This is a genomic window from Pseudosulfitobacter pseudonitzschiae, from assembly GCF_002222635.1.
GTDB classification, from domain to species: domain Bacteria; phylum Pseudomonadota; class Alphaproteobacteria; order Rhodobacterales; family Rhodobacteraceae; genus Pseudosulfitobacter; species Pseudosulfitobacter pseudonitzschiae_A.
In genome coordinates this window covers 504,662-528,724 of sequence record NZ_CP022415.1, presented here as the reverse complement: position 1 = coordinate 528,724, position 24,063 = coordinate 504,662, and the positions used below count along the sequence as shown (strand labels likewise).

Below are 24,063 nucleotides of genomic sequence, written 5' to 3'. Positions count from 1 at the left end.
ATGACCAAACTGATACTTGACGGGCTGGTAAAGGACTATGGTGGGTTCCGTGCAGCCGACAATATTTCGCTGACCCTCGCAGACGGAGAGTTTCTTTCGCTTTTGGGGCCGTCGGGCTGCGGCAAAACGACGACGCTGCGCATGATCGCGGGTTTTATCACCCCTACCGAAGGTCGTATTGAACTGGACGGGCGCGAAATCTCGTCACCGAAAGACGTCGTTGCACCCGAAAACCGCAATATGTCGATGATCTTTCAAAGCTATGCGATCTGGCCGAACATGACGGTGGCGCAAAATGTCGGGTTCGGCCTGCGCATGAAAAAGCTGCCCTCGGACCAGATCAAGAAACGGGTCAGGGAAATCCTTGGCGTTGTGCAACTGGATCATCTGGCCGAACGCTATCCGTCCGAGCTTTCGGGTGGGCAACAGCAGCGTGTGGCGCTGGCCCGTGCGGTTGCGGTGCAGCCAAAGGTGATGCTGCTGGACGAGCCGTTGTCGAACCTTGATGCAAACCTGCGCGAAGAAATGCGCACCGAGATCAAACGGATGCACACCGAATTCGGCATCACCACCGTCTATGTGACCCATGACCAGTCCGAGGCGATGGCAATCTCGGATCGTGTGGCCGTGATCAAAGCCGGACGGATTGAACAGGTTGACGAACCTTACCGGCTGTACGCCAGACCGCGCACCCGTTTCGCGGCAGAGTTTATTGGCCGCACAAACCTGATCGAGGGTCGGGCCAACGCTGGCGCAATGCACTTCGAGGGATTTTCCGTGCCCTCACCCGAGATCAGAGCAGGCAACGTTCTTGCCTCTGTGCGGCCCCAAAATCTGAAGCTGAGCCTGCGCAGCGATACAGCCCCTGCGCCGGTAGACGGCGAATTACATCTGCCCGCGCGCATCGACGAGCGGATTTTTCTGGGCGAACGTTGGGATTACGGACTGTCGCTGGAGGGTCGGAAAATGAGCCTGCGCGCGGCAGCCCCGGCCGAGCAGGTTTTTGACATGGACGCACCGGTCTGGATTTCGATTCACGAAAGCCGGATCGTACCGGTGGAGTGCGCAACATGACACACCACATCACCGGCCCGCTGGACCGTTACCGTGTTCTGGACCTGACCCGCATCCGCTCTGGTCCCACTTGTGTGAAACAGTTTGCCGACTGGGGGGCGGACGTCATCAAGATCGAACCGCCAGAGGATAACAGCGGCTATGCGGATCGCAACAGTTCCGACTTTCAGAACCTGCACCGCAACAAGCGCAGCCTGACGCTCGACCTCAAAAGCAGCGAGGGGCATGATATTCTCATGCGTCTTGTCGATACGGCAGATGTGCTTGTCGAAAACTTCCGCCCCGGAGTGAAAAAGCGGCTGGGGTTGGATTGGGACAGTTTGCACGCCCGAAATCCAAGGTTGGTATTGGGGTCGATTTCCGGTTTTGGCCAGACCGGCCCCTATGCCGAGCGTCCCGGATTTGATCAGGTGGCCCAAGGCATGGGCGGTTTGATGTCCGTAACAGGGTTGCCGGGACAGGGGCCGGTTCGGGTGGGAATACCGATCGCAGACCTGACCGCTGGCATGTTTTGCGCCACCGGCATCCTGATGGTTCTGCTGGAACGCGAACGCACCGGCGTCGGCCAATGGGTGCAATCCAGCCTGCTTCAGGCGCAGGTGGCGATGCTGGATTTTCAGGCCGCCCGCTGGCTGATCGACGGCGAGGTGCCCGAGCAGGCAGGCAACAACCACCCCACGGCGGTGCCGATGGGAGTTTACCCCACATCCGACGGCAGCATGAACATCGCGGTGACCGGAAACCGCATGTGGCAGGATTTTTGCGCTGTCGTCGACCGGTGTGATCTGATCGAGGATGCGCGCTATGCAACGGCGCGCCAGCGGCTGAAAAACCGTGACGAGCTGAACGCAATGCTGCACGAAATCACCCGCACCCGCACCAGCAAAGATCTGACCGAGGCATTGATTGCCTCTGGCATCCCGTGCGGACCGATCAACAAGATCGACGCCGTTTTTGATGACCCGCAAGTAAGCTCTCTTGGTATGGTGGTCGAAGTCGAGCATCCGAAGCGCGGAACCCAAAAGGTGCTAGGCCAGCCAATCGTTCTTTCCGGAGCAACACCTGTCATGCACTCGGCAACACCGGATGCAGGCCAGCACAGTGACACGATATTGCACGAACTTGGCCTGTCCGAGACAGAAGTAACCGCCCTGAAAAAAAGGAAGATCGTATGAGCCGTGTCGAACCCATCGCAGAAGCGGACGGATATACGCCGCAGGTGATCGCCCACATCAAAGACGGCATCGGCTGGATGGTCTTTTCCAATCCGCGACGTCGAAACGCGGTGACCTTCAATATGTGGCGACAGATTCCGGACATCATTGCGCGCTTTGCGCAGGATGACAGCGTTCGCGTCGTTGCTTTGCGCGGCGAAGGCACGTCTTCGTTCATTTCCGGCGCTGACATCAGCGAGTTTGCCGAGTTGCGCAATACCCCCGAGCAGGTCGCGGCCTATGACGCTGTGGGGGCGCAAGCCGGCGCCGCAATTGCTGGCATCATGAAACCCACGGTCGCCGTGATCCGCACCTGGTGCGTGGGCGGCGGTCTGGGCACCGCACTGGGCTGCGATTTGCGCATCGCGGCGGAAGACACAGGTTTTGCTGTACCGGCGGCAAAGCTCGGGCTTGGCTATCGCTATGCCGGCATCAAGACGCTGGTGGACATCGTCGGGCCCGCGAACGCAGCCGAAATTTTTTACTCGGCCCGCCAGTACACGGCGGACGAGGCGTTGCGGATGGGATTGATCAACCGCATCCTGCCCGCCGACGGTTTCGACGACGCCGCCGAAAGCTATCTGCGCGACATCACCCGAAACGCCCCGCTTACGATGAAGGCGGTGAAAATGGCCCTTCGTGGCGTTCTGAAACAGCCCGAGCCCGCTGACCTGCGCGAAATAGATGAAGCTGTCGCAGCCTGTTTTCAAAGCGAGGATTATGCCGAGGGACGTGCGGCCTTTGCAGAAAAGCGCCCGCCCGAGTTCAAGGGGCGATAAACGCGGCCTTGATGCGGTGACTGCCCCCGACAGCATCAATGTGCCAAGGCGTGTCTACGATGATCCATAAAGGAACACTGCCACGTCAAAAGTGTCGCGGACAGGCCCGATCTGGCAATGATACTCCAGACGTCGATACGGCTCCCGGTCCTTGAGTTTTTCGAACGCTGACTTGCTGCGTCGTCGCGCTGGCCGAAAGGAGCAGTACAAACGGGCATCCAGCCTCCTTTCGGGCAAGTTGAGCAGGCAGCACGGCCAAAGCCTGTGTCGCCCGTCGCTTTATTCATCCCAAGGACGCAATGCGGCCAGTTGCTCTTGGGTCATCTTCGACACATAGGCGCGGCCGTCATATTCAAGCGCCTCGATCGGCACAGCGACGTCGTCGTCTTCGAACAGATTGAAGCCTTGGAATTCAATCAGAAATCCGGCAGGCACGCCATTTGCGTCCACCAGAATTTCTTCGATTTCGCCGATCTTTTCCCCCGTACCGGACAGCACGTCGATATCATCCGCGCTCATTAAATAGGTGTCATCACGCGTGTTCACCGGCCCTGCGGTGCCAACTTCGGCATCCTGTGCGATGGCAGGTGCAGCAAGGGCGGCGCAACAAAAGATCAATGTGAACGGTTTCATGGTCAATCCTCCTTTTCCAAGACAAACGCGACGGTGCTGGCGTTGTTCCCCGAATTTGTCCCAAACCTTTGCCAAGCAGAAACACCCCCACACGCCCCACCGACAGGATCATGGCAGGGCCATGGCATTCACGCATTTCACACTTAAACCGTTTGCCTGCGCGTTGCACGCCACCGCGCGGCCCACGGAACCGACGGTCTTCGGGTCCGTTGTGCCTGTACGGTGAAATCATCGTCATTTTTGTCGTTTGCAGGCAACACGCGCGGCGGCCAAGCAGCACGAAAGGAATGTCGCAGATGGAAACGCTATTCTTTGACGGGTTCAATGATCTTTTGCGCACTTTGACTGCCGCACCCATTCTCTACATCGCCGTTATCATTTTTGTCAGGATCAGCGGCAAACGATCCACTTCGCAGATGAATAATTTCGACTGGGTCGTCACGGTTGCTATGGGCTCTTTGATGGCGTCGGGAATTCTGCTCAAGGATATCACCATACTGGAATCTGTCGGTGCGATCGGGCTTTTACCGTTCCTGCAATGGCTTTTGACGTGGACGATGGTGCGATCTTCAGCTGTCGCCAAGCTGGTCCGTGCAGAGCCCACATTGCTTTACCACGATGGCAAATTTCTCTCGCAGGCCATGCGCCGCGAGCGGGTGAGCGAATACGAGGTGCTGTCAGCCGTGCGTGAAAACGGCTTTGTCGACCTGCAAAATGTTCAAAGCGTTGTTCTGGAGGCCAATGCAGCGCTGAGCGTGCTGCCGAAATCCGAAAAGCAAATCGCGAACCCTGCTGTTCAGGACATCCACAGCTTGTCTTCCGGCGCTTTATCGTAGCGATCGCGCGCGCCTTGGGCAAGCTTCAGCCGATTGCCACCAGCGGGTTTCGGGAACGGAACATTGCCTTGGCCGAGGGGTTTCCCTTGCAATTGAAACGCCAAAAAGGAAATCTTGAAATGGACCATACTTCACATCTGCCACTTGCCGCCGAAGAACTGAACGCCGCGAATCTGGAAGGCGCAAATGTTTACGATCCCGATGACAAGGAAATCGGAAATGTCTCGCACCTGCACGGCACCGGTCAGGCGGCGCAGGTGATTGTCGATGTCGGCGGCTTTCTGGGTCTGGGGGCCAAGCCCGTGGCGCTGGACTTGTCGGGTCTAAACTTCATGCGCGATCAGAACGGCAACGTGCATGCAACAACCCACATGACCAAGGACCAGCTAAAGGAACTGCCCGAACACCACCACTAAGGAAACGTTCAAAAGCACAAGACCACACCCGACGCCCCCCCGCGTCGGGTGTTTGTTTGCGCGGTGGCTAAAGCTCTGCCTCCCATCGGCGCGACAGGCGCATGGCGCCGTTGATGATGCCCACCATCGAATAGGTTTGGGGGAAGTTGCCCCAGCCCTCGCCGGTGGCAAAAGACGTGTCTTCGGACATCAGTCCCAGCGGGTTGCGCGCCGCCAGCATCTGTTCGAACAATGCGCGGGCTTCGTCCAGCCTGCCGATGCGGGCCAACGCGTCGATGCGCCAGAACGCGCAGACGTTAAAGCCCACTTCGGGCACGCCAAAATCGTCCGCCTCTTCATAGCGCAGCATATAGGGGCCGCGCCCCAGAACCTTGGTCAGGGTTTCAACGGTGGCGACAAATCTGGGATCGTCAGCGGGCAAAAAACCCACCTCGCCCATCAACAAAACACTGGCATCCAGCGTCTCACCGCCAAAACTTTCGACAAAGGACTGTCGCTCCTCGGACCACGCATTGGTCAGAATCTTGTCACGAATAACTGTCGCGCGGTCGGCCCAGTATCCCGCCTTGTCGCTCAGATCCAGATGGCGGGCGATCTTGGCCAGCCGGTCACAGGCCGCCCAGCACATCAGCGACGAAGATGTATGAATTCGCGAGCGGGTGCGCAGTTCCCAGATACCGGCATCGGGCTGGTCATGCAGTGCCCATGCCTGTTCGCCCAAGGGCTCGAGACTTTCAAAGGCGGTCTGTCCGGTATTCAGCGGCAGCCGATGATCGAAAAACGCGGGCGCTGCGCCAAGGATGATGTTGCCATAGGTGTCATGTTGAAAATGCTCGTGCGCCTGATTGCCAATCCGCACCGGCCCCATACCCTTGTACCCTTGCAGGGATTGCGAGACCCGTTCGGTCAGCGCGGTTTCCAGTCCCACGCCCAGAACCGGCTGGATATGCCCGCCCTTGGCATCGGCCACCACGTTCATCAGCCATTGAAAGTAATGCTCGAGCGTGCGCGTGGCGGCCAGACTGTTCAGCGCACGCACGGTAAAGAACGCATCGCGCACCCAGCAATACCGGTAGTCCCAGTTGCGCCCGCTGTCGGGCGCTTCGGGCAACGATGTGGTCATTGCCGCTACAACCCCGCCTGTGGGTTCATAGCTGCATAGCTTCAGCGTGATGGCCGCACGGATCACCGCATCCTGCCATTCAAACGGAACCGCCAGCCGTTGCGCCCAAACCTGCCAATAGTGCCGCGTATTGTTGTAAAACGAAGTGCCGGTTTCCGACGGGCTTTCTGTCAACGTCTCGTCGGGCCCCAGCACAAAGGTCAAGTCCATCTCGAGGTTGATCAGCCGTTCGTCCAGCACATGGTCAATTGGGGCATCCGTGGTCAGACGCAGGGTCTGTGACGGCCCGACAAATCGTACATGGTTCGACCCACGGGTCAAAGCAGGGTCGGTTTCGCCCCAGTCGAACCTTGGCCGGATTCGAAAGCGTACCCGCGGTGATCCATCCAGCCGACGCACCCGCCGGATCAGCGTTTGCGGGCGGAAACTGCGCCCGTGGCTCGAAAAACGGGGGCAGAAATCTATAATCTCCACCGCCCCTGCCTCACTGCGCAGTACGGTTTTCAGGATCGCCGTATTCGGCTCGTAGGATTGTTCGGAGCCGGTCAAACCGTCCAGTTCGACGGCAAAAGCACCATCGCCCTTGCTCCCTGCACCGTGGCCCAGCACCGCGTGGAACACCGGATCGCCGTCCAGCCGTGGCAGACAGTACCAGCAGATTGAACCGTTGCTGTCCACAAGAGCTGCGACCGCGCAGTTTCCGATTACGCCAAAATCCATACCAACCTCTTTTCTCGTTCATTTCTGCGCGCACAAGAGTGCGGCAAGCCAATCAGAAAGGGCTGCAACCGACGCCAGCCTGTGGCTGGCGTCGGTTGGCCCTGTGCCGATCTTGATTCCGAGACCGCCCAGCGCTTGCGCCATGCGAAAGCCGTCCTCGTCCGTCACGTCGTCGCCGATCATAACCGGCACACGCCCCGCGAAAGGTGCGACTTTCGACAGGGCGGCAATGGCCGTGCCCTTGTCACAGGCGCGCAGAGCAAGTTCGCTTACCATCTTGCCATGTATCGCACGGTAGCGGTCGTCGCGGGCCACGAGACTGTCGATCAGCGCACGACTTGCCGCGACGTGCTGCGGAGCCGAGCGATAATGCAGCGCCACCGAACCCGGTTTACGCTCGGCCAACAGGCCTAGGCGCGCGGCAAACGTGGTGATCCGGTGCAGTGCATCATCGTCAATACCGTCTCTGGCACTGCCCTGATCTGTTGGACCTGCGCCGCGCAACTCTTGCCCGTGCGATCCCGCAACGGGCAGGTGCAGCGGGTGCAACACGCGGTCAACATCCGCCAATGCACGGCCCGATACAATTGCCACAGCGCCCGATGTTTGCGCTGCAAGCTGCGTGATCAGCCCCCGCATACCCGCAGAGATCATCGCCTGTTCGGGACGCGCGACAATCTCGGCCAGTGTTCCATCCAAATCAAGATAGAAGGCGTGGTCATTGCACCGAACGATAGGAGGACAATTTGTTGTGGACATCTTTCCGTCTGTTGTTCCGGCGCAATTCCCCCGCAGCCCATGACGGGCCGCAGGTTTTTTGGGCCTCAGGGACATGCTGCACTTTACCTATTCCAGCGCAAAGGGATTTCAACTTGTCGACAGGTCGGCGCCAACGCGCGGACCCGGTCGTGTGTTGCGAAGTTGCCGCTCATGGCCAGATTTTCCATCTTGTGGCCCGTGATATCCGCGAAACGCGGTGCCGGATGACAGCGCCTGACCTGTGGAAAAGGTCGGCAGCAGTAACTTTCAATTGAACTTTTATTGATCACAGATGTTTCACTTGTGAGCAAAGCATCCAAATGAAGGCGCCGGAACTGGCAGGTCGGCATCACACTATAGGGGCCGTGCCAGGGTTGTGCCAACAGTGACCCTATGGAGAGAGACAGATGTCTGGCAAGCTAATCGTCGTGTCGAACCGTATCCCGACAGCGGCCACACCTGCGGGCGGGCTTGTCTATGCGCTGCATGAAACGCTACGCAAAACCGGGGGCATCTGGGTTGGGTCCGACCCCGAATTTCACGCCTCACCCTCTCGGTCGCTGACAGAGATCGGCGACCAGTCTGCCTATCGGCGGCTGGCCTTTGGGCTGACCGAACTGGACCACCAGACGTTCTACCTTGGCTTTGCCAATTCGGTCCTGTGGCCGGTGTGTCACCGCCGTGGCGATCTGGTCCGGATGAGCAGACGCTTTGAACAAGGCTACCGACGGGTCAACAAGCGCCTTGCGCAGCAGATTTTCGAGGTGGCCAAGGTCGATGACACGATCTGGGTACACGATTACCACTTTTTCCCGCTTGCTTCCGAGTTGCGCAAGCTGGGGTTCGAGGGAAAGATCGGATTTTTCCTGCACATCCCCTTTCCGGCACTGGGCGATCTGGGCGCGCTTCCCCTCGAGGCCAGTCTGGCGCGCTGGCTTGCCGATTACGATCTGGTCGGGCTTCAGACCCGCGCCGACGTGGCGCGCTGCCTTGAAATGTTCCGTTCGGAACTGGGGGCCGAGTTGATGAACGACGGCAAGATCAAATACGGCGACCAGACTGTCGGGGTGCGGTCCTTTCCGATCGGGATCGACGTCGATACCTTTGTTGCCACGGCCAAAAGGCCGATGGCCGACGCGAAACTGGCCGCGGATCTGTCCGGTGACATCGTAATCGGCGTGGATCGGCTGGATTATTCCAAGGGTCTGCCCAACCGCTTTCGCGCCTTTGGCCGGTATCTGGAAACGCGTACAGACAAATCCCGACGCGCGAGCCTGCTGCAGATTGCTCCGCCCACCCGCGAGGAAGTGACCGCCTATCAGGACATACGCCATGAGCTTGAAGAACTGGCCGGAAGGTTGAATGGGGAAAACGCCGAACTAGACTGGACGCCGCTGCGCTATATCCACCGCAACATCGACCGCAACCTGCTGGCAAAGCTGTATCGCATTGCACGTGTCGGGCTGGTCACCCCTTTTGCCGACGGAATGAACCTTGTCGCCAAGGAGTATATCGCAGCACAAGACCCGAACGATCCCGGCGTTCTGGTCCTGTCACGTATGGCAGGCGCCGCCGAAGATATGACGCAGGCGTTGCTGGTCAATCCCTACGACATCGAGGAGATGAGCGAGGCACTGACCCAAGCCCTGAACATGCCCCTGCAAGAACGTCAGGACCGCTACGAAGCCTGCATGGCGCAAGTCAAAGCAACCGACGTTGGCCGTTGGAGCGAAAATTACCTAAGCGCGTTGAAAGACAGCCGACGCAAACTGTCATGGGACAGCTTCAGCAGCACCGGCTGAGGTTTTGCAAACGCAATAGAGGACAATACGCCACTGGGGCATCTTTGCCCCACCAGCTTGTCGGGCTTGATCTTAACGACGAGTTCTGGCGCTAAACACGTCGTAGCCCGATAATTTTCGCGTTTTTGGTGGTGTAATGACTCCGCCCTGAACATCCACCCCCGCTGGGCAAAGTCGGCACATGGCAGCCGCTGGACGGCCTATTGGTTGCGGGGCATTGCATGCACCGGTACTATCGCACCGTTGGACAAACTGATTCAGCCAGTCCGATGATATTGGTCCAATCGCAATGAGACATGGCATCATCGGAAAAATACGCCATTCAACTGTCGACACGGCGCTGGCGCGCCAAGGGAAACCCCGAACAATGATTAAAAAACGGCTGGCAGGGGAAACCGGATGAGATTGAGATATTGGACGGCACTGGCCGCTGTGGTCTGCGTCGGCCTGACACTGCGAGAGGTGCGGCAGGCGCAAACCCCGGTGGTTTCGGCGGCCCCTGCGCCGGTTGAAGTACAAAACGGCGGCCAATCTGTACAAACCGACGCGGATCATTCTGACCTTGCCCCAAGCTCGGACACAGCTTTGAACGACGAAGGGCAAAAACCGCCACCTTCGGATGACGATGGCACCAAATGGTCACGGGCGGTAAAACCCGGCGAGAGTCTCGACATACTTCTTGCCGAAGCGGGCCTTGACGCTGCGATCCGTGCAGACATTTCCCGCGCGATCGGGTCCGAATTCGATCTGAAAAGTTTGAAACCGGGCCACAGACTTGCCCTTGAAATCGCCTCGGACGGGCTTCCGCAAAATGCCACGCTTGAAGTTGATGATGGCGTCAACATCCAAGCCGTTTTCGGCACCGTGCCATCCGTGCGCGTGCTTCCCCCCACACTTGAGACCTTTCGCCAAGCTGGTGAAGCGGAAATCGGAAATTCCATATATGCGGCGCTGGATGATGCAGACATTCCCACACGGTTCGCTACCGATCTGGAACTGGTTTTCGCGGGCACGCTTGATCTGCGCCGCGAACTTGTCGGCGGGGAGCGTTTGCGTGTTGCTTGGCGAGAGAACCGTCTGGATGACCGTGTGATCGGTGAGCCAACGATAGATTTTGCGGAACTTGATCTGGGCGGTGTGCGCTATGAGGTGGTTTGGCCAAGCGACGATTCCAGACGCACCAGCATATTGAAGGATGGTCACCAGTTGCTGGCTTTCGACCAACCGATCAAGGGCGCGCGCCTCAGCTCGGCGTTTGGAAAACGCGAGCATCCGATTCACGGTTATGTCCGGATGCACAACGGTGTCGATTTCGCAGCCGAACATGGGGCCACGGTCCATGCGACACAGTCCGGTCGGGTTTCGTTCATCGGAGAGCGAAGCGGCTTTGGCCTGATGATCGAGGTCGAGCACGCACAAGACATCCAGACAATTTACGCGCATTTAAGTGCGGTGAACGACGCGCTGGAGGTCGGCCAGAAAATCGGGGTGGGCCACGAGATCGGCAGCGTGGGGTCAACAGGAACATCCACGGCACCACATCTGCACTATGAGGTGCGCGTCGGCGGCCGTCCTGTCCCTCCGATCACCGATGCACGTCTGTCCGGAATAGATGGAGAAACCTCTGATCGTCTGGATGCCTCTGTTTCGGTCGACGAAGCACGGGACGCGCTTTCGCGATTGCTGGCAACAGACGGCTAGCTGCCCCCAACACCATAGCGTTAATCGTCGCATCGCATGAGACAAGCCCCCATTGGCCGCCTGTCATGCGCGGTAAAACAAGATCGCCCTGCATTGGGTCAACAGGCTTGGTTTTCTGCTACAACGGGAATTGAGCGCGCTGTTTCGTGCGGCGGGTCACCCGATCAATCCGGAAGAATGGGCCATTCTGTTGGTGCTTTGGAAGCAAAGCCCCCAAACCCCCGGCGCATTGGCAGATGTTACGATCAAGGATAGAACGACCGTCACCCGCCTGATCGACGCGATGGTGCGCAAGGGCCTTGTGATCCGCACAGAAGATCCGGACGACCGGCGGCGTAGCATCGTCGCAGTCAGCGTGCATGGCCACGCGGTAAAAAGCGAACTGATCGGCATTGCCCAAGGACTGATTGACCGGACACTCGGTGGTATTCCACGCGAAGACATTGATACGACAACACGCACATTGCAGGCGATGACCCAGAACCTTCTGACATCCTCCGACAGCAAAAAGAACACCCGAGAATGACCGGCTATAATTACAGTGAATTCGTTGCCGGAGGCCGTAATTTTGACCGCGTGGACGGCGCCGATGTCGGGGACAAAGCCCCCGATTTCTTGCTGGAAACGACAGACGGTGAAACGAAAGCCCTTTTGGATTTCTCCGGAGAGTTTCTGGTTCTGGAGATGGGAAGCATCACCTGCCCGCTGTTCCAAAGCCAGCGGGGTATCATGGAAACGCTGAATCGCCAGAACGGTGTCAGCACTGCCGTTCTATATGTCCGCGAGGCCCATCCCGGCGCGGTTGTTCCGGGTCACAAGAGTTTTGAGGACAAGATCGCTTGCGCAACACGTCTTAGGGTTGAAGACGGATAAACGCGCAGGGTTTACGTCGATGATTTGGACGGTCACGCACATCTGGCCTATGGCAGCATGCCAAATGCTGTTTTCATCATCAACAAGAATGGGTGCGTGGTCTATCGTGCTGAGTGGAACAACCCTTCGGCGACCCGAAACGCCTTGGACGCCCTGTTGGCGGGTCGCACGGATACGGCAAAAGCCTACTTTTGTCCGGCCATTCCCACGACCGTGTTCAGAACACTCTCCAAAGCGGGCAAAGGCTCTGCCGCAGACTTTTTCAAGGGATTTCCGTTCCTGACATGGACAAACATCATCAAGCGCAATTTCAGATTGCTTTTCGGACGTTCAAAATCCGGCTCGGCGCGCGCAACCCGTTGAACACCCGGTCTTGACGATCGCTTTGGTCAGAGACGCGTTGAAGTGCGCCGACATCCAGTCCCGAGTGACAGGTGCCTGAACAGGTGATCCGGTTGGGGGTTGCGGTATGTTTTCAAACCATTCACCCTGCCTGGAAAACCATACGCGAACGTTAACTTCTTATGAACAATGTTGCCACTTCTCAATTTCTGGATGCGCTTATCTCGCGGATATCCTCGCTGCCGGAACCACACCCCCGCTACGTTGTTTTTGTGTCTGCGACGGATGGCGAAACCCGTGCCCGCGTTAAAACGATCACGGCGTCCGATCTGAACAGCCTGCGTGAAAACCTTCAGGACAAGAAAATCGTTCGGCTGCTGGCCTCTCGTCATGTCCGGCTGGACTGGGTCAGTTCAACGCAGGCAGTTTCCTTTGGCACTTACAAAAACGCGCTGCAAAAAGTTAAACGGAACTACAGCCGCAAAGGTTTGTCGTTTGATACCGGCTTTCAGCAGGCCGTAACCGAAGGCGAGCTAAACGGCAGTGCATTGCTTTATAAAGGCGCGCAGGTTCCGCATTGCGAAGTAAACAATAGTAATTTTGAAATCTATTGGAAAAGGAGGTTCGGAAAGGCCTTCATACCTGCGGATAACGCCGACATCATTTATCTTTTCACAACCAATGGCATTTTTCGGGACGGAGACAGCGGTAAACATCACACGATTATTCCGTCAGGCCTGAATGGTGGCCGCCGTGTCTTCGACATAGGTCAGGCCAAAAATCTTGATTTTCTGATACGTGAAAGCGCCAACTACCTTTCCGATCAAGTCAGGGAGGATGGCATCTTTCATTACGGCAGGCACCCGTGCTTTGACCGTCCGATCAATCATTACAACACACTACGCCATGCGAGCAGCACCTACGCGCTATGCGAAGCCTATGACATATTCCGAAACGACCATATCCGCGCAGCCATTGAACGGTCGTTGAAAAAGATAGCAAAAAGTCTAGTCAGATACCATACCGGACCGAATGGAGCGACAGCCTTTCTGTTGGATACCGACAAGGAGGTCAAACTCGGGGGAAACGCTGTCGCCATATTGGCGTATTGCAAGTTTTTCGAGGTGACCGACGATAAATCGGTACTGGAACTGGCGCGCCGCCTGGGTAATGGAATCCTGTCGATGCAACGCGAGGATGGTAGCTTTTGTCACGTTCTTAATGCGGACACGCTGACTCCTAAACAGGATTTTCGTACAGTTTACTACGACGGAGAAGCGGCATTTGCTCTCATGCGGCTGTACGGCGCGACCGGTGAAAAGCGTTGGCTGGACGCGGCACGCCGTGCTGTCGATCACTTTATCTCCAAAGACTATTGGCAGCACAATGATCACTGGCTGGCCTACTGCGTGAACGAACTTTCCACCCATGTCGCCGACCCGAAATATATCGCGTTTGGCGTTCGCAACATCCAGAATTACCTCTCGTTTATCCAAAACCGGATCACCACATTTCCCACACTGCTGGAACTCTGTTGTGCGACCCGCCTTTTGGTTCAGAGATCCTTGCAAGATCCGTCGCTGATTCCGGTCATCGACACGCTTGATCTAACGGCCTTCCAAGAGGCAATGGAAACCCGTGCTCAGTATCTGACAAACGGCTTCTTTTTCCCCGAAGTCGCCATGTATTTCCGAAACCCCGCGTCGATCAATGGAAGCTTTTTTATTCGCCATCACGGGTTCCGGGTGCGTATTGACGATGTCGAACATTATCTTTCCGGACTGATCGCATATCGCGCCTACCTTTCCGAGCGCGACAGCTTTACCGAACTTTGCAAACAACAGCAGCGACGTCAGGCTACTACAGAAAACCACGCGCATTGGGACACAACAAATATTGCGAACCTTCTGGACGGCGCAAAGTGGCTGCGCCCGCCAGAGACCAAACTGTTGCTGAATGGGGTTTCCACCTATGCCCCTGCGTTTCGCGCTGATGATATCGCGTTTATCCGGCATCCCGAAGATAGATTTGGCATTCCTCTTCAAGAACTGGAAAAGAATGAAGTTACGCCGCGACTTGCGATTGTGAGCAAAACGGGCGGAACGTCGTTCAAAGCGGATGCCATTTTGCAAGTTCCCGACATGCATGCCGCCTTGATGATTTTGGCAAAGAATGCACGCAATTCTCTGGCTGGTCCGGTTGTCGGTGTGACCGGCAGCGCAGGAAAAACCAGTGTCACAGCAATGATTGCGCATTGTCTTGGCGGTGTGGGCAAGGTTTACAGCACCCGTTTCAGTGCCAACATGGTGCGCGGCATCGCCTGGAACCTGTGTTGCGCGCACAAAGACACGGAATATTGCGTGTTGGAAATGGCTATCGGGCAGATGCGGGAGAATACCCGGTTGGCGCGCCCGGACATCGCTCTTTTTACTAACATCCATCCGGCCCACCTGATTCATCACAAAGATACGGCCACAATCGCGCAAAGAAAGGCGTATATTTTTGCTGAAATGCCCGACGACGGTATTGCCGTCCTTAATCGGGATATGAACGATTACGATATTGTCGAAGCCGCTGCAAAGACCAAAGGGCTGAGAATTGTGACCTATGGGTGGTCAGATAGGTCCGACATCTTTCCCGTCGTCGCGGACCCATCCGCCCCAAATATCACGTTAGAAGTGTTCGGTGAACGCTGTGTTGTTCCCGTCGTCGGCGCAGGGCGCTATGCGGTCGACAATACAATGGCGGTCGTCGCAGTGCTCGGCGTGCTGCGCCAGCCAATCGAACCTGTCGCGCAGCGTCTCACGACATTTGCCAGGGAAATCGGGCGTGGTCAGATAATCGAACTGCCAACATCGGGTGACCCCGCACTGATCATAGACCATTCCTATAACGCAAACCCGGCCTCGATGCGTGCGGCACTGGATGAACTGTTTGCAATGCCTTGCAGCGGGAAACGCGTTGTTATCTTGGGCGATATGGCAGAACTCGGAGACAAAAGCCGGTCGGCACATACCGAACTTCTCGCTCTTCTCAAGGAGAAACCTCTGGAAGCCGCCTATCTGATCGGAGATGAGTTCAAGGCAAGCCTTTCCGAGGTCGATCATGACGCGCGGTTGCGCCTCGCAGTTCTGGATGATCTCGAAAGCATCCTGTCCCAGCACGCAGACCCCGGAGATGTCATTCTTGTGAAAGGCTCCAATAGCACCGGCCTGTTTCAACGTCTTGAAAAATTCAGACCGTCCTAGGACAGGGCAGCATGTGGCCTGCTCGCCGGTTTTTGAACAGTATCTGGCTTGGTTTAAGCAGTCCTTTGCATCTGTTGATCGAGGTTGGTTGTTTTATTTTACTGCCGGTAGATCACTGCAGGTGGCCTGCCGCCAATGGCGAAATACGGGCGCTTCTTGTTGTAGAACGCTATCCACTTTCTGTTGTCAAAGCAGACAGCGCCCGCAGTTCAATGAATCACCTTGATGTCGTCAGGTCATTGCCCCCGATCAAAACTGAAAAACAGAAATTCGGGTTAGAGCAGACTTTTAATGGAATCTTTACTGGATTGAGGCGCGCGACTTGCCATGAATCTATCGTAATGTGGTGAAAGTTCAGGGTTTCCACCAATACGCGCCGTAAGAAACAGAAATTCGTAGGCGGCCCAATATTCGTAGATAGACTTATCCAGAAACAAGCGGTTTCCAACCGGCATCGGGATGTCCAACGCCTGTTTTGCAAAGATCAACGCGGAATGAAAGGCGCCCCTGTGTCTAAGAGAACGGGCGGCGTGATATAGGCCTTCGGCGCGTTCCGGTACCAGATTATGCCCCTGTAAAAAGAAATCCAGTGCAAGATCAGGGCGTTTTTTATGCTCCAATTGCAATCCTGCTCCGAGAAACGCCATATAGGTTTCTTCGATCCAGCCCTTCAGTTTTGTTCGGGTAACATACCATTTCAACGCCTGATCGCGATCGCCATAATCGCGCCAGCTGTTCGCGCAATAGAACACATAGCGCACGTGCAATTCGCGATCCTGACCGGATGTAATTGCATTTTCCAATAACAGCGCGTCTTTCCTGTATTTTTCAGGGTCGCGGCTTCGGGCGCCGGTACGCCCCGATATAACAGAATATTCGCCACCGACAGTACCAATATCCTTACCAGTCACCACAATGAATTCATGAACGACCCCTTTCCAATGTACTTCGGGGGTGTTTTTAACAATCAGCTTTCGGAAATATTTGTGACTGCGGTCATAGCTTTCCATTACAACATGATAGGCATCCGCTGTCATATCCGGCAGCTGTGGTTTTCCTGTAACCTTGTCGTCTGCATCGAAGAACAGGACATAGTCCGACTTTCCATGGCACCGGCGCAGCGCAAGGTTCCGGTTATGTGAAAAATCAACCCACTCGTCTTCGGCCAGCTCTCCTGGAATATCCAGTTCCTGAAACACCTGACGAATAATCTCTTTGGTGTCATCAGTCGATCCGGTGTCCGAAATGACCCAATAGTCAATCGGGAAACAACTGCAAATATTGTAAAGGGTATCTTTGATAAGATGCGCCTCGTCACGCACAATCATGTTCAAGCAGATGGTCATTAAACCCCGAATACCAGTTTGTTGTGACAAATAAATGCCGGCCGCACTCCGGAATAGAGACTTGCGGCCGGCACGTTGTTTCAATTCGGGCGATTAGGCCGCGTCGTCGAACGAGGTATCAAAACCGTCAAACAGACCACCGATCAAATCGGTCACCGGGTCAAGCGGAGTGCCGCCACCACCGCCCAACAGGCCATCGACCACGTCGGTCACGGGGTCGAGCAGGCCATCACCAGCGCCGCCACCTAGCAGGCCGTCGACCACATCGGTCACGGGATCAAGCAGGCCCTCACCAGCGCCGCCGCCCAGAAGGCCGTCAACCACATCGGTCACGGGGTCAAGCAGACCCTCACCAGCGCCGCCGCCCAGAAGGCCGTCGACCACATCGGTCACGGGATCAAGCAGGCCATCACCAGCGCCGCCGCCCAGAAGGCCATCGACCAGACCGGTGACGGGATCGAGCAGACCCTCACCAGCGCCGCCACCTAGCAGGCCGTCGACCACATCGGTCACGGGATCAAGCAGGCCCTCACCAGCGCCGCCGCCCAGAAGGCCGTCAACCACATCGGTCACAGGGTCGAGCAGACCCTCACCAGCGCCGCCGCCCAGAAGGCCGTCGACCACATCGGTCACGGGATCAAGCAGGCCATCACCAGCGCCGCCGCCCAGAAGGCCATCGACCAGACCGGTGACGGGATCGAGCAGACCCTCACCAGCGCCGCCGCCCAGCAAGCCATCGACCACGTCGGTCACAGGGTCAAGCAGGCCATCACCTGCGCCGCCACCCAACAGGCCGTCAACCACATCGGTCACGGGGTCAAGCAGACCCTCACCAGCGCCGCCGCCCAACAGGCCGTCAACCACATCGGTCACGGGGTCAAGCAGGCCATCACCAGCGCCGCCGCCCAGAAGGCCGTCGACCACATCGGTCACGGGATCAAGCAGGCCATCACCAGCGCCGCCGCCCAGAAGGCCATCGACCAGACCGGTGACGGGATCGAGCAGACCCTCACCAGCGCCGCCGCCCAGCAAGCCATCGACCACGTCGGTCACGGGGTCGAGCAGGCCATCACCAGCGCCGCCGCCCAGCAAGCCATCAACCACATCGGTCACAGGATCGAGCAGGCCCTCACCAGCGCCGCCGCCCAAAAGGCCATCGACCACATCGGTCACGGGATCGAGCAAGCCATCACCAGCGCCGCCGCCCAGAAGGCCATCGACCACATCGGTCACGGGATCAAGCAGACCCTCGCCAGCGCCGCCGCCCAGCAAGCCATCGACCACGTCGGTCACAGGGTCAAGCAGCCCCTCGCCAGCGCCGCCGCCCAGAAGGCCATCGACCACATCGGTCACAGGGTCGAGCAGCCCCTCGCCAGCGCCGCCGCCCAACAGGCCGTCGACCACGTCGGTCACAGGATCAAGCAGGCCATCACCTGCGCCGCCGCCCAGAAGGCCATCGACCACATCGGTCACAGGATCGAGCAGGCTTTCGCCGCCACCCAACAGGCCGTCAACCACATCGGTCACAGGGTCGAGCAGCCCCTCGCCAGCGCCGCCGCCCAAAAGGCCGTCGACCACGTCGGTCACAGGATCAAGCAGGCCATCACCAGCGCCGCCGCCCAAAAGGCCGTCGACCACATCGGTCACGGGGTCGAGCAGGCCATCACCAGCGCCGCCGCCCAGCAAGCCATCAACCACATCGGTCACAGGATCGAGCAGGCTTTCGCCGCCACCCAGCAGGCCGTCAACCACATCGGTCACGGGATCAAGCAGGCCATCGCCAGCGCCGCCGCCCAGCAGGCCGTCGACCACGTCGGTCACGGGGTCGAGCAGGCCATCACCAGCGCCGCCGCCCAGCAAGCCATCAACCACATCGGTCACAGGATCGAGCAGGCCCTCACCAGCGCCGCCGCCCAAAAGGCCATCGACCACATCGGTCACGGGATCGAGCAAGCCATCACCAGCGCCGCCGCCCAGAAGGCCATCGACCACATCGGTCACGGGATCAAGCAGACCCTCGCCAGCGCCGCCGCCCAGCAAGCCATCGACCACGTCGGTCACAGGGTCAAGCAGGCCATCACCTGCGCCGCCGCCCAGAAGGCCGTCAACCACGTCGGTTACGGGGTCGAGCAGACCCTCGCCAGCGCCGCCGCCCAGAAGGCCATCGACCACATCGGTCACGGGATCAAGCAGCCCCTCGCCAGCGCCGCCGCCCAGAAGGCCATCGACCACATCGGTCACAGGGTCGAGCAGCCCCTCGCCAGCGCCGCCGCCCAAAAGGCCGTCGACCACGTCGGTCACAGGATCAAGCAGCCCCTCGCCAGCGCCGCCGCCCAGCAAGCCATCAACCACATCGGTCACAGGATCGAGCAGGCTTTCGCCGCCACCCAGCAGGCCGTCAACCACATCGGTCACGGGATCAAGCAGACCCTCGCCAGCGCCGCCGCCCAGCAAGCCATCAACCACATCGGTCACAGGATCAAGCAGGCCATCACCTGCGCCGCCACCCAGCAGGCCGTCAACCACATCGGTCACGGGATCAAGCAGGCCCTCACCAGCGCCGCCGCCCAGCAAGCCATCAACCACATCGGTCACAGGATCGAGCAGGCTTTCGCCGCCACCCAGCAGGCCATCGACCACATCGGTCACGGGATCAAGCAGCCCCTCGCCAGCGCCGCCGCCCAGCAAGCCATCAACCACATCGGTCACAGGATCGAGCAGGCTTTCGCCGCCACCCAGCAGGCCGTCAACCACATCGGTCACGGGATCAAGCAGGCCATCACCTGCGCCGCCGCCCAGCAAGCCATCAACCACATCGGTCACAGGATCGAGCAGGCCCTCACCAGCGCCGCCGCCCAAAAGGCCATCAACCACATCGGTCACGGGATCAAGCAAGCCATCACCAGCGCCGCCGCCCAGCAGGCCATCGACCACATCGGTCACGGGGTCGAGCAGGTCACCACCAAGCAGGCCATCGACCAATCCAACGACGTCCTGAAGAAGATCGGTCACATTATCGAGGAGGTTTGTCACGGGTTCGAGCAATGAATCGCCGGTGTCACCCGTCGCACCAGTTTCGCCAGTCGCACCGGTTTCACCCGTCGCGCCGGTTTCACCCGTCGCACCGGTTTCGCCCGTCGCACCGGTTTCGCCCGTCGCACCGGTTTCGCCCGTCGCACCAGTCTCGCCTGTCGCACCAGTTTCGCCCGTCGCGCCGGTTTCGCCTGTCGCACCAGTTTCGCCTGTCGCACCAGTTTCGCCCGTCGCGCCGGTTTCGCCTGTCGCGCCGGTTTCGCCTGTCGCACCAGTTTCGCCCGTCGCGCCGGTTTCACCAGTCGCACCAGTTTCGCCTGTCGCACCAGTTTCGCCCGTCGCGCCGGTTTCGCCTGTCGCGCCGGTTTCGCCTGTCGCGCCGGTTTCACCCGTTGCACCGGTTTCGCCTGTCGCGCCGGTTTCGCCCAAGGCGCCATCAGAGCCGGACGACGCAGCGGCAAGGCCTGCCAGACCCGCGAGGCCCGCGGCAACGGCGATAGTTCCGCCCGAGTCCATTCCTGTGCCCAGACCACCGGATGTCAGGGTTTCAACATTTCCATCGACAGATGTGAAAGTTCCATCCGCGTAGAGCAACCGGCTGACTTCCCCGTTTGGCCCTTTCAGAAAAAAATCCTCTACAGTGATTTTGTCACCGTCATTAAGATTAATAATCAGATTATCCGAAGATTTGGCGTAATTCCTGATCTCATCTTGCGTTGCTGCAATCCGAATATCTTTCGGGGTGTCTGCTACAAGGCGTGTGTCCGACATAATTTTTTCTTCCTGATGGGCTTACGTTGCACTTGATTTTCGAGTTGCGCCAAGATGGGGTTGACTCGGATGATGGTCACCCGCGCATTAGTACACATACTTAAGATAGCGGTAAATACTACTTTAGTATGTTTTCGCAAAACCAATACACGTATGCGCTGTCGGAACATTATCGGTACGCACAAAATGCCATCTCCCGATTGTCTCGGACATCCCGTACTAAAGGGACCACTGAGATAGCCCGTTGCATAACACAGGACGTCTCAAACCGGTCAGACGTGAACCTGCCGACCTTTTTAGCAGGTTGCTGAACCAGTCGACCCTCGCCGCACTTTAAGGAACATGATTCACTCTTTGCACGGCAAATGAGGGAGTGGCTTTGCCCTGGAACGGCTGATCCGGGCCCGCCTTCAGTCCCAAACGCCATCAGCATCGGAGCGGCCAAACGCGTGCACTGTCTCTGCGCAATCAGGCGCCTCTGCCGTGGAAGGTTCAACAAAATCGACGATTTTGAGTGCGCGGATCGCGGCCCAAGCCAGGATAAACCCCGACGCGCTGGACAGCAGCCAATAGCAAAACAGGCCGCCTTTGCTGAAAATCTTATCCGGATCAAACGCCGCGCCGAGCCCGATGAATGCCTTTGCGACAAGGGGCTGATGTCAATGTGGATCGGCGGGAACGCGGGAACGGTGAGTTGGTTGCAGCACTTTGCGACATTATCAAAACGTCCCGAAATTCGCAGGGGTTCGGCGGAGGTTTTTGTCCCGCCGAAGTCTTTGGTTTCATTAGGGTGCGGGATTCGGAACAGAATCGACCATATCTCGCCGGTAGATTAATGTCCGCTGATTGCGAACTCCGTGCCCCTGTTTCTACCTAGATCGGCTTCACCGGTTGGCGCAAAACCGTCTTTAATCGATCTTTAGCGACTCGACGCGGGTCACTTATATAAATCTCATGATGCGGTCCATTGAACGTCAGTTTCCGCTCCGGCATTATAATATCATGCAAGCGGGCCAGTGTCGGACCTTCGTCGTCATAGCTACCGATATGCATCGTTTGCAGGCAAAGACCTTCATGCATCGGAGCAACGCGCAAGGTGTCTGGCGGCTCCCCTAATTTCTTCGATGCCCCTTCCCGTGCTGCCGCAAACATCTGATCCGTGACAAACTCCGGTATCATGATCATCATGGTCCATTGCCACGCGTCCTTGTTGCGCCGAACAAAGTCTTTCGGGTCGTCTGCCCACCACAGGCCTTCCAGCGGAGGCACGACATAGTCGCGGTTCAAAGTATTTTTTGCAGAAAATTTCATCGCATAGCTGGTGGAATAGAGCCATTCGAGCGCCCGACTGTAGGCTGTGGCCACGTTGGGGTCGCCCGCTCCATCGATCATGACAAAACGCGTTTCCGGCAGATCAATCTCTACAAACTCGCCTGCGGGCGGGTTGAATAGGGTCTTCATTGTCTTCTTGAAATCTATCTTTTTGAGCATGACAAACCTTTCGTGGAACAATGTTTCGAGATAGCAACTTCGGACTAGATATTCAGATATTCAGTCCCCCCTGTCGTCGTGATCATTGCGGTCCGCACCAAAAACCAGTCCCCAAGTGACTCCGATGTTCATGCCAATGGCGATGCCTGCACCGATGTTGTCGATGACGACACCGATGACAGGGCCGAGCGCCATGCCGATTGCAATGCCTGTTCTCAGTTTCATTTCAGGCTCTCCCTCTGCCAGTGAACGCAGCGCAACCCTCGTCAGGGGTTCACTATCCACCTGTGCCGACCCGATCCGATCGTTCAAATTCGATCAGATCCCACTGGTTTCGCCACCACGGGGCGCAATCCTGACCCATCTTTTGCCGTTGCCAAGGTTAGTATCCTCGCGGCACTCAAAGCCGATGCGAAGGAAGAATTCCAACGCCTCGTCATAATCCGGTATCAAAAGCGAAAACAGGGCAAGGCGTTTGGGCTTGGTCAATATCCTCGAACTGCCCGCCTGCCAGGGCCATAATGGTACGCATCACGCCGCACCTTCAACCGAGGGGCCAACCCTCCCGCCAAGAAGATCAAAGCGTTGGAAATTCCGCACCGTCGCCCCTCTGATGCCAGAGATCGCCTTGATCACAGGGCTGTCGTCCTGCAAGGTCGACTGCACGAGACTTTTGTGACTTTGCGCATCGGTAAATTCGGCAACATTTACCACCTTTGTCGCATCTTGATTGATGTGGAAATGCGAGGCGATATCGCCACTGCTACCGGACGCGGATTTGGCCGGGGGTTGCGCTGCTGCAATGATCGTGTCAACCAATGTCTGCGCCTGGGCAGGGGGCGCCAAATCGAAGGTGACAAGCACAAAACATGTCGGCACCGCGCCCGTGGCCGAGCCGTCCATCCTGCGATACAGGTGGAAACGATCGATGCTCTCGCGGGTGATGCCCGTCGAGTGGTTCTCTATCTTGTCGGCGCGGACAGGCTGATCGCTGGCAAGATAGGTTTCAAAGTCCCGGTTGTCGCGCCACTGGGCGTAGTTGATGACGGTTTTCCCGTCATGCCCGCCAAAAACATGATGCGACAGCAATCCATCGGGCCAGGCAACATCGTCCCAAAGGTCCATCGCCAACGTCGCGGCCTCGCGCTGAAGTGCCGGGGTATCAACGGACCAGTAGCTGATCAGAATCAAACCCGCCTCGGGGTGGCCGATCGCCGGAGTTTCGTTAGCTGTTGCAGCCATTTTTCCAACCCTCCCTGTCACGCCGCATATGGCGTTTTGGCTTTTGCTTCGCTTAGTGCGCGTGCCCACCAAATGAGTTGGTGAAACATGGCATCGACTGACTTATTGTAGCGCTCGGGCTCGCGAAAATTGCCCTCGTCATCGAACAATCCCCAGACATTATGCAGGCTGATCGTGTTGCGGATGGTGGTGGCATGCACCTCGGGCATCACGGCGCGCAGATGTTCCACAGCCCGGATGCCGCCGCCCATGCCCCCGTACGAAAGGAAGGCCACGGGCTTGGCGTGCCATTCTTCCTGCGCCACGTCGATCGCCTGTTTCAGAGAGGCCGGGTAGCTGTGATTATACTCCGGGGTAATCATCACAAAGGCATCCGCCCCGGCGATACGCTGGACGTAGGCTTCGGTTGCGGCATCGTTGTCAAAGTTCAGGATCGCGGGCAATCCGGCAACCTCCAAATCTATCACATCGATCTTGACCCCCTCCTGCAGCCGTGCGCGGCCAACGAACCAGTCGGCGACGGTTTTGGCAAAGCGTCGCTCCCGCGTGCTTCCAACGATGACGGCGATGCGCAATTCGGTCATATCAAACTCCATATTAGACGATACGTTACGTCTCGTAATACTGCTTGCCTCCGCAGACGTCAAGATATAAACGAGA

Annotated in this window: 20 protein-coding genes and 1 pseudogene; 12 read left to right on the top strand and 9 right to left on the bottom strand. The window is 57.7% G+C overall.

Going from position 1 to position 24,063, the window contains the following annotated elements; all coding sequences use genetic code 11:
* The 3 genes from SULPSESMR1_RS02455 to SULPSESMR1_RS02445 are packed head-to-tail and all read left to right on the top strand — an operon-like array spanning position 1 to position 3,067.
* Complete coding sequence (locus SULPSESMR1_RS02455) at positions 1-1,074, top strand: ABC transporter ATP-binding protein (RefSeq protein ID WP_089419407.1); 1,074 nt, start codon at positions 1-3, stop codon at positions 1,072-1,074.
* Entirely contained in the window at positions 1,071-2,249 is a 1,179-nt protein-coding gene (locus SULPSESMR1_RS02450) for a CaiB/BaiF CoA transferase family protein (protein ID WP_089419406.1), read from the top strand. Before SULPSESMR1_RS02455 ends, SULPSESMR1_RS02450 begins: the two co-directional genes overlap by 4 nt.
* The gene (locus SULPSESMR1_RS02445; RefSeq protein WP_089419405.1) at positions 2,246-3,067 is read left to right on the top strand and encodes an enoyl-CoA hydratase; all 822 of its coding nucleotides are present in this window, start codon (positions 2,246-2,248) and stop codon (positions 3,065-3,067) included. Before SULPSESMR1_RS02450 ends, SULPSESMR1_RS02445 begins: the two co-directional genes overlap by 4 nt.
* A 279-nt stretch (positions 3,068-3,346) precedes the next feature.
* On the opposite strand, the gene SULPSESMR1_RS02440 is transcribed toward SULPSESMR1_RS02445, so the two are convergent.
* Positions 3,347-3,700: a PRC-barrel domain-containing protein gene (locus tag SULPSESMR1_RS02440; RefSeq protein WP_089419404.1), complete on the bottom strand. Its 354-nt coding sequence runs from the start codon at positions 3,698-3,700 to the stop codon at positions 3,347-3,349.
* 296 nt (positions 3,701-3,996) lie between these two features.
* On the opposite strand from SULPSESMR1_RS02440, the gene SULPSESMR1_RS02435 reads away from it, so the two are divergent.
* The gene (locus SULPSESMR1_RS02435) at positions 3,997-4,536 is read left to right on the top strand and encodes a DUF421 domain-containing protein (protein WP_198362842.1); all 540 of its coding nucleotides are present in this window, start codon (positions 3,997-3,999) and stop codon (positions 4,534-4,536) included.
* Between the two features lie 119 nt (positions 4,537-4,655).
* Positions 4,656-4,952, top strand: a complete 297-nt coding sequence (locus SULPSESMR1_RS02430) for a PRC-barrel domain-containing protein (protein WP_089422088.1) — start codon at positions 4,656-4,658, stop codon at positions 4,950-4,952.
* Positions 4,953-5,019: 67 nt separating this feature from the next.
* Here SULPSESMR1_RS02430 and SULPSESMR1_RS02425 read toward each other — a convergent pair whose 3' ends face one another.
* Both SULPSESMR1_RS02425 and otsB read right to left on the bottom strand, forming a co-directional pair.
* A complete protein-coding gene (locus SULPSESMR1_RS02425; RefSeq protein WP_089419402.1) occupies positions 5,020-6,795 on the bottom strand; it encodes a glycoside hydrolase family 15 protein in 1,776 nt (591 codons plus the stop codon).
* Between the two features lie 18 nt (positions 6,796-6,813).
* Positions 6,814-7,554 (bottom strand): trehalose-phosphatase, encoded by a 741-nt coding sequence (gene otsB, locus SULPSESMR1_RS02420; protein WP_157728960.1) that lies wholly within the window; start codon positions 7,552-7,554, stop codon positions 6,814-6,816.
* Positions 7,555-7,961: 407 nt separating this feature from the next.
* On the opposite strand from otsB, the gene SULPSESMR1_RS02415 reads away from it, so the two are divergent.
* The 6 genes from SULPSESMR1_RS02415 (at position 7,962) to SULPSESMR1_RS02390 (ending at position 15,520) form a co-directional block, all read left to right on the top strand.
* Complete coding sequence (locus SULPSESMR1_RS02415) at positions 7,962-9,356, top strand: alpha,alpha-trehalose-phosphate synthase (UDP-forming) (protein ID WP_089419400.1); 1,395 nt, start codon at positions 7,962-7,964, stop codon at positions 9,354-9,356.
* 399 nt (positions 9,357-9,755) lie between these two features.
* Positions 9,756-11,057 (top strand): M23 family metallopeptidase, encoded by a 1,302-nt coding sequence (locus SULPSESMR1_RS02410; protein WP_089419399.1) that lies wholly within the window; start codon positions 9,756-9,758, stop codon positions 11,055-11,057.
* Between the two features lie 130 nt (positions 11,058-11,187).
* The gene (locus tag SULPSESMR1_RS02405) at positions 11,188-11,583 is read left to right on the top strand and encodes a MarR family winged helix-turn-helix transcriptional regulator (protein ID WP_157728959.1); all 396 of its coding nucleotides are present in this window, start codon (positions 11,188-11,190) and stop codon (positions 11,581-11,583) included.
* The gene (locus SULPSESMR1_RS02400; protein ID WP_089419397.1) at positions 11,580-11,930 is read left to right on the top strand and encodes a deiodinase-like protein; all 351 of its coding nucleotides are present in this window, start codon (positions 11,580-11,582) and stop codon (positions 11,928-11,930) included. The genes SULPSESMR1_RS02405 and SULPSESMR1_RS02400 overlap by 4 nt, the downstream gene beginning before the upstream one ends.
* A gap of 96 nt (positions 11,931-12,026) precedes the next feature.
* On the top strand, positions 12,027-12,293 hold the full coding sequence (locus SULPSESMR1_RS25330) for a hypothetical protein (RefSeq protein WP_157728958.1): 267 nt from the start codon (positions 12,027-12,029) through the stop codon (positions 12,291-12,293).
* 161 nt (positions 12,294-12,454) lie between these two features.
* Entirely contained in the window at positions 12,455-15,520 is a 3,066-nt protein-coding gene (locus SULPSESMR1_RS02390; RefSeq protein WP_089419395.1) for a UDP-N-acetylmuramoyl-tripeptide--D-alanyl-D-alanine ligase, read from the top strand.
* Positions 15,521-15,795: 275 nt separating this feature from the next.
* On the opposite strand, the gene SULPSESMR1_RS02385 is transcribed toward SULPSESMR1_RS02390, so the two are convergent.
* Both SULPSESMR1_RS02385 and SULPSESMR1_RS25710 read right to left on the bottom strand, forming a co-directional pair.
* A complete protein-coding gene (locus SULPSESMR1_RS02385; protein ID WP_240311296.1) occupies positions 15,796-16,848 on the bottom strand; it encodes a glycosyltransferase in 1,053 nt (350 codons plus the stop codon).
* Positions 16,849-16,959: 111 nt separating this feature from the next.
* Entirely contained in the window at positions 16,960-20,670 is a 3,711-nt protein-coding gene (locus tag SULPSESMR1_RS25710) for a BapA prefix-like domain-containing protein (protein WP_089419393.1), read from the bottom strand.
* Between the two features lie 454 nt (positions 20,671-21,124).
* Between SULPSESMR1_RS25710 and SULPSESMR1_RS25370 the strand changes: the two are divergent.
* Positions 21,125-21,350 (top strand): annotated as a pseudogene (locus SULPSESMR1_RS25370) (hypothetical protein); the annotation flags it as partial.
* Between the two features lie 193 nt (positions 21,351-21,543).
* Here SULPSESMR1_RS25370 and SULPSESMR1_RS02370 read toward each other — a convergent pair.
* The 4 genes from SULPSESMR1_RS02370 to SULPSESMR1_RS02355 all read right to left on the bottom strand — a co-directional run bounded on the left by SULPSESMR1_RS02370 (position 21,544) and on the right by SULPSESMR1_RS02355 (position 23,987).
* Positions 21,544-22,161: a GyrI-like domain-containing protein gene (locus tag SULPSESMR1_RS02370; protein ID WP_089419392.1), complete on the bottom strand. Its 618-nt coding sequence runs from the start codon at positions 22,159-22,161 to the stop codon at positions 21,544-21,546.
* Between the two features lie 60 nt (positions 22,162-22,221).
* Positions 22,222-22,386, bottom strand: a complete 165-nt coding sequence (locus tag SULPSESMR1_RS25180) for a hypothetical protein (RefSeq protein ID WP_198362841.1) — start codon at positions 22,384-22,386, stop codon at positions 22,222-22,224.
* A gap of 306 nt (positions 22,387-22,692) precedes the next feature.
* Positions 22,693-23,403, bottom strand: a complete 711-nt coding sequence (locus SULPSESMR1_RS02360) for a hypothetical protein (RefSeq protein ID WP_089419391.1) — start codon at positions 23,401-23,403, stop codon at positions 22,693-22,695.
* A gap of 17 nt (positions 23,404-23,420) precedes the next feature.
* Positions 23,421-23,987 (bottom strand): NADPH-dependent FMN reductase, encoded by a 567-nt coding sequence (locus SULPSESMR1_RS02355; RefSeq protein ID WP_089422087.1) that lies wholly within the window; start codon positions 23,985-23,987, stop codon positions 23,421-23,423.
* Positions 23,988-24,063: the final 76 nt, after the last annotated feature.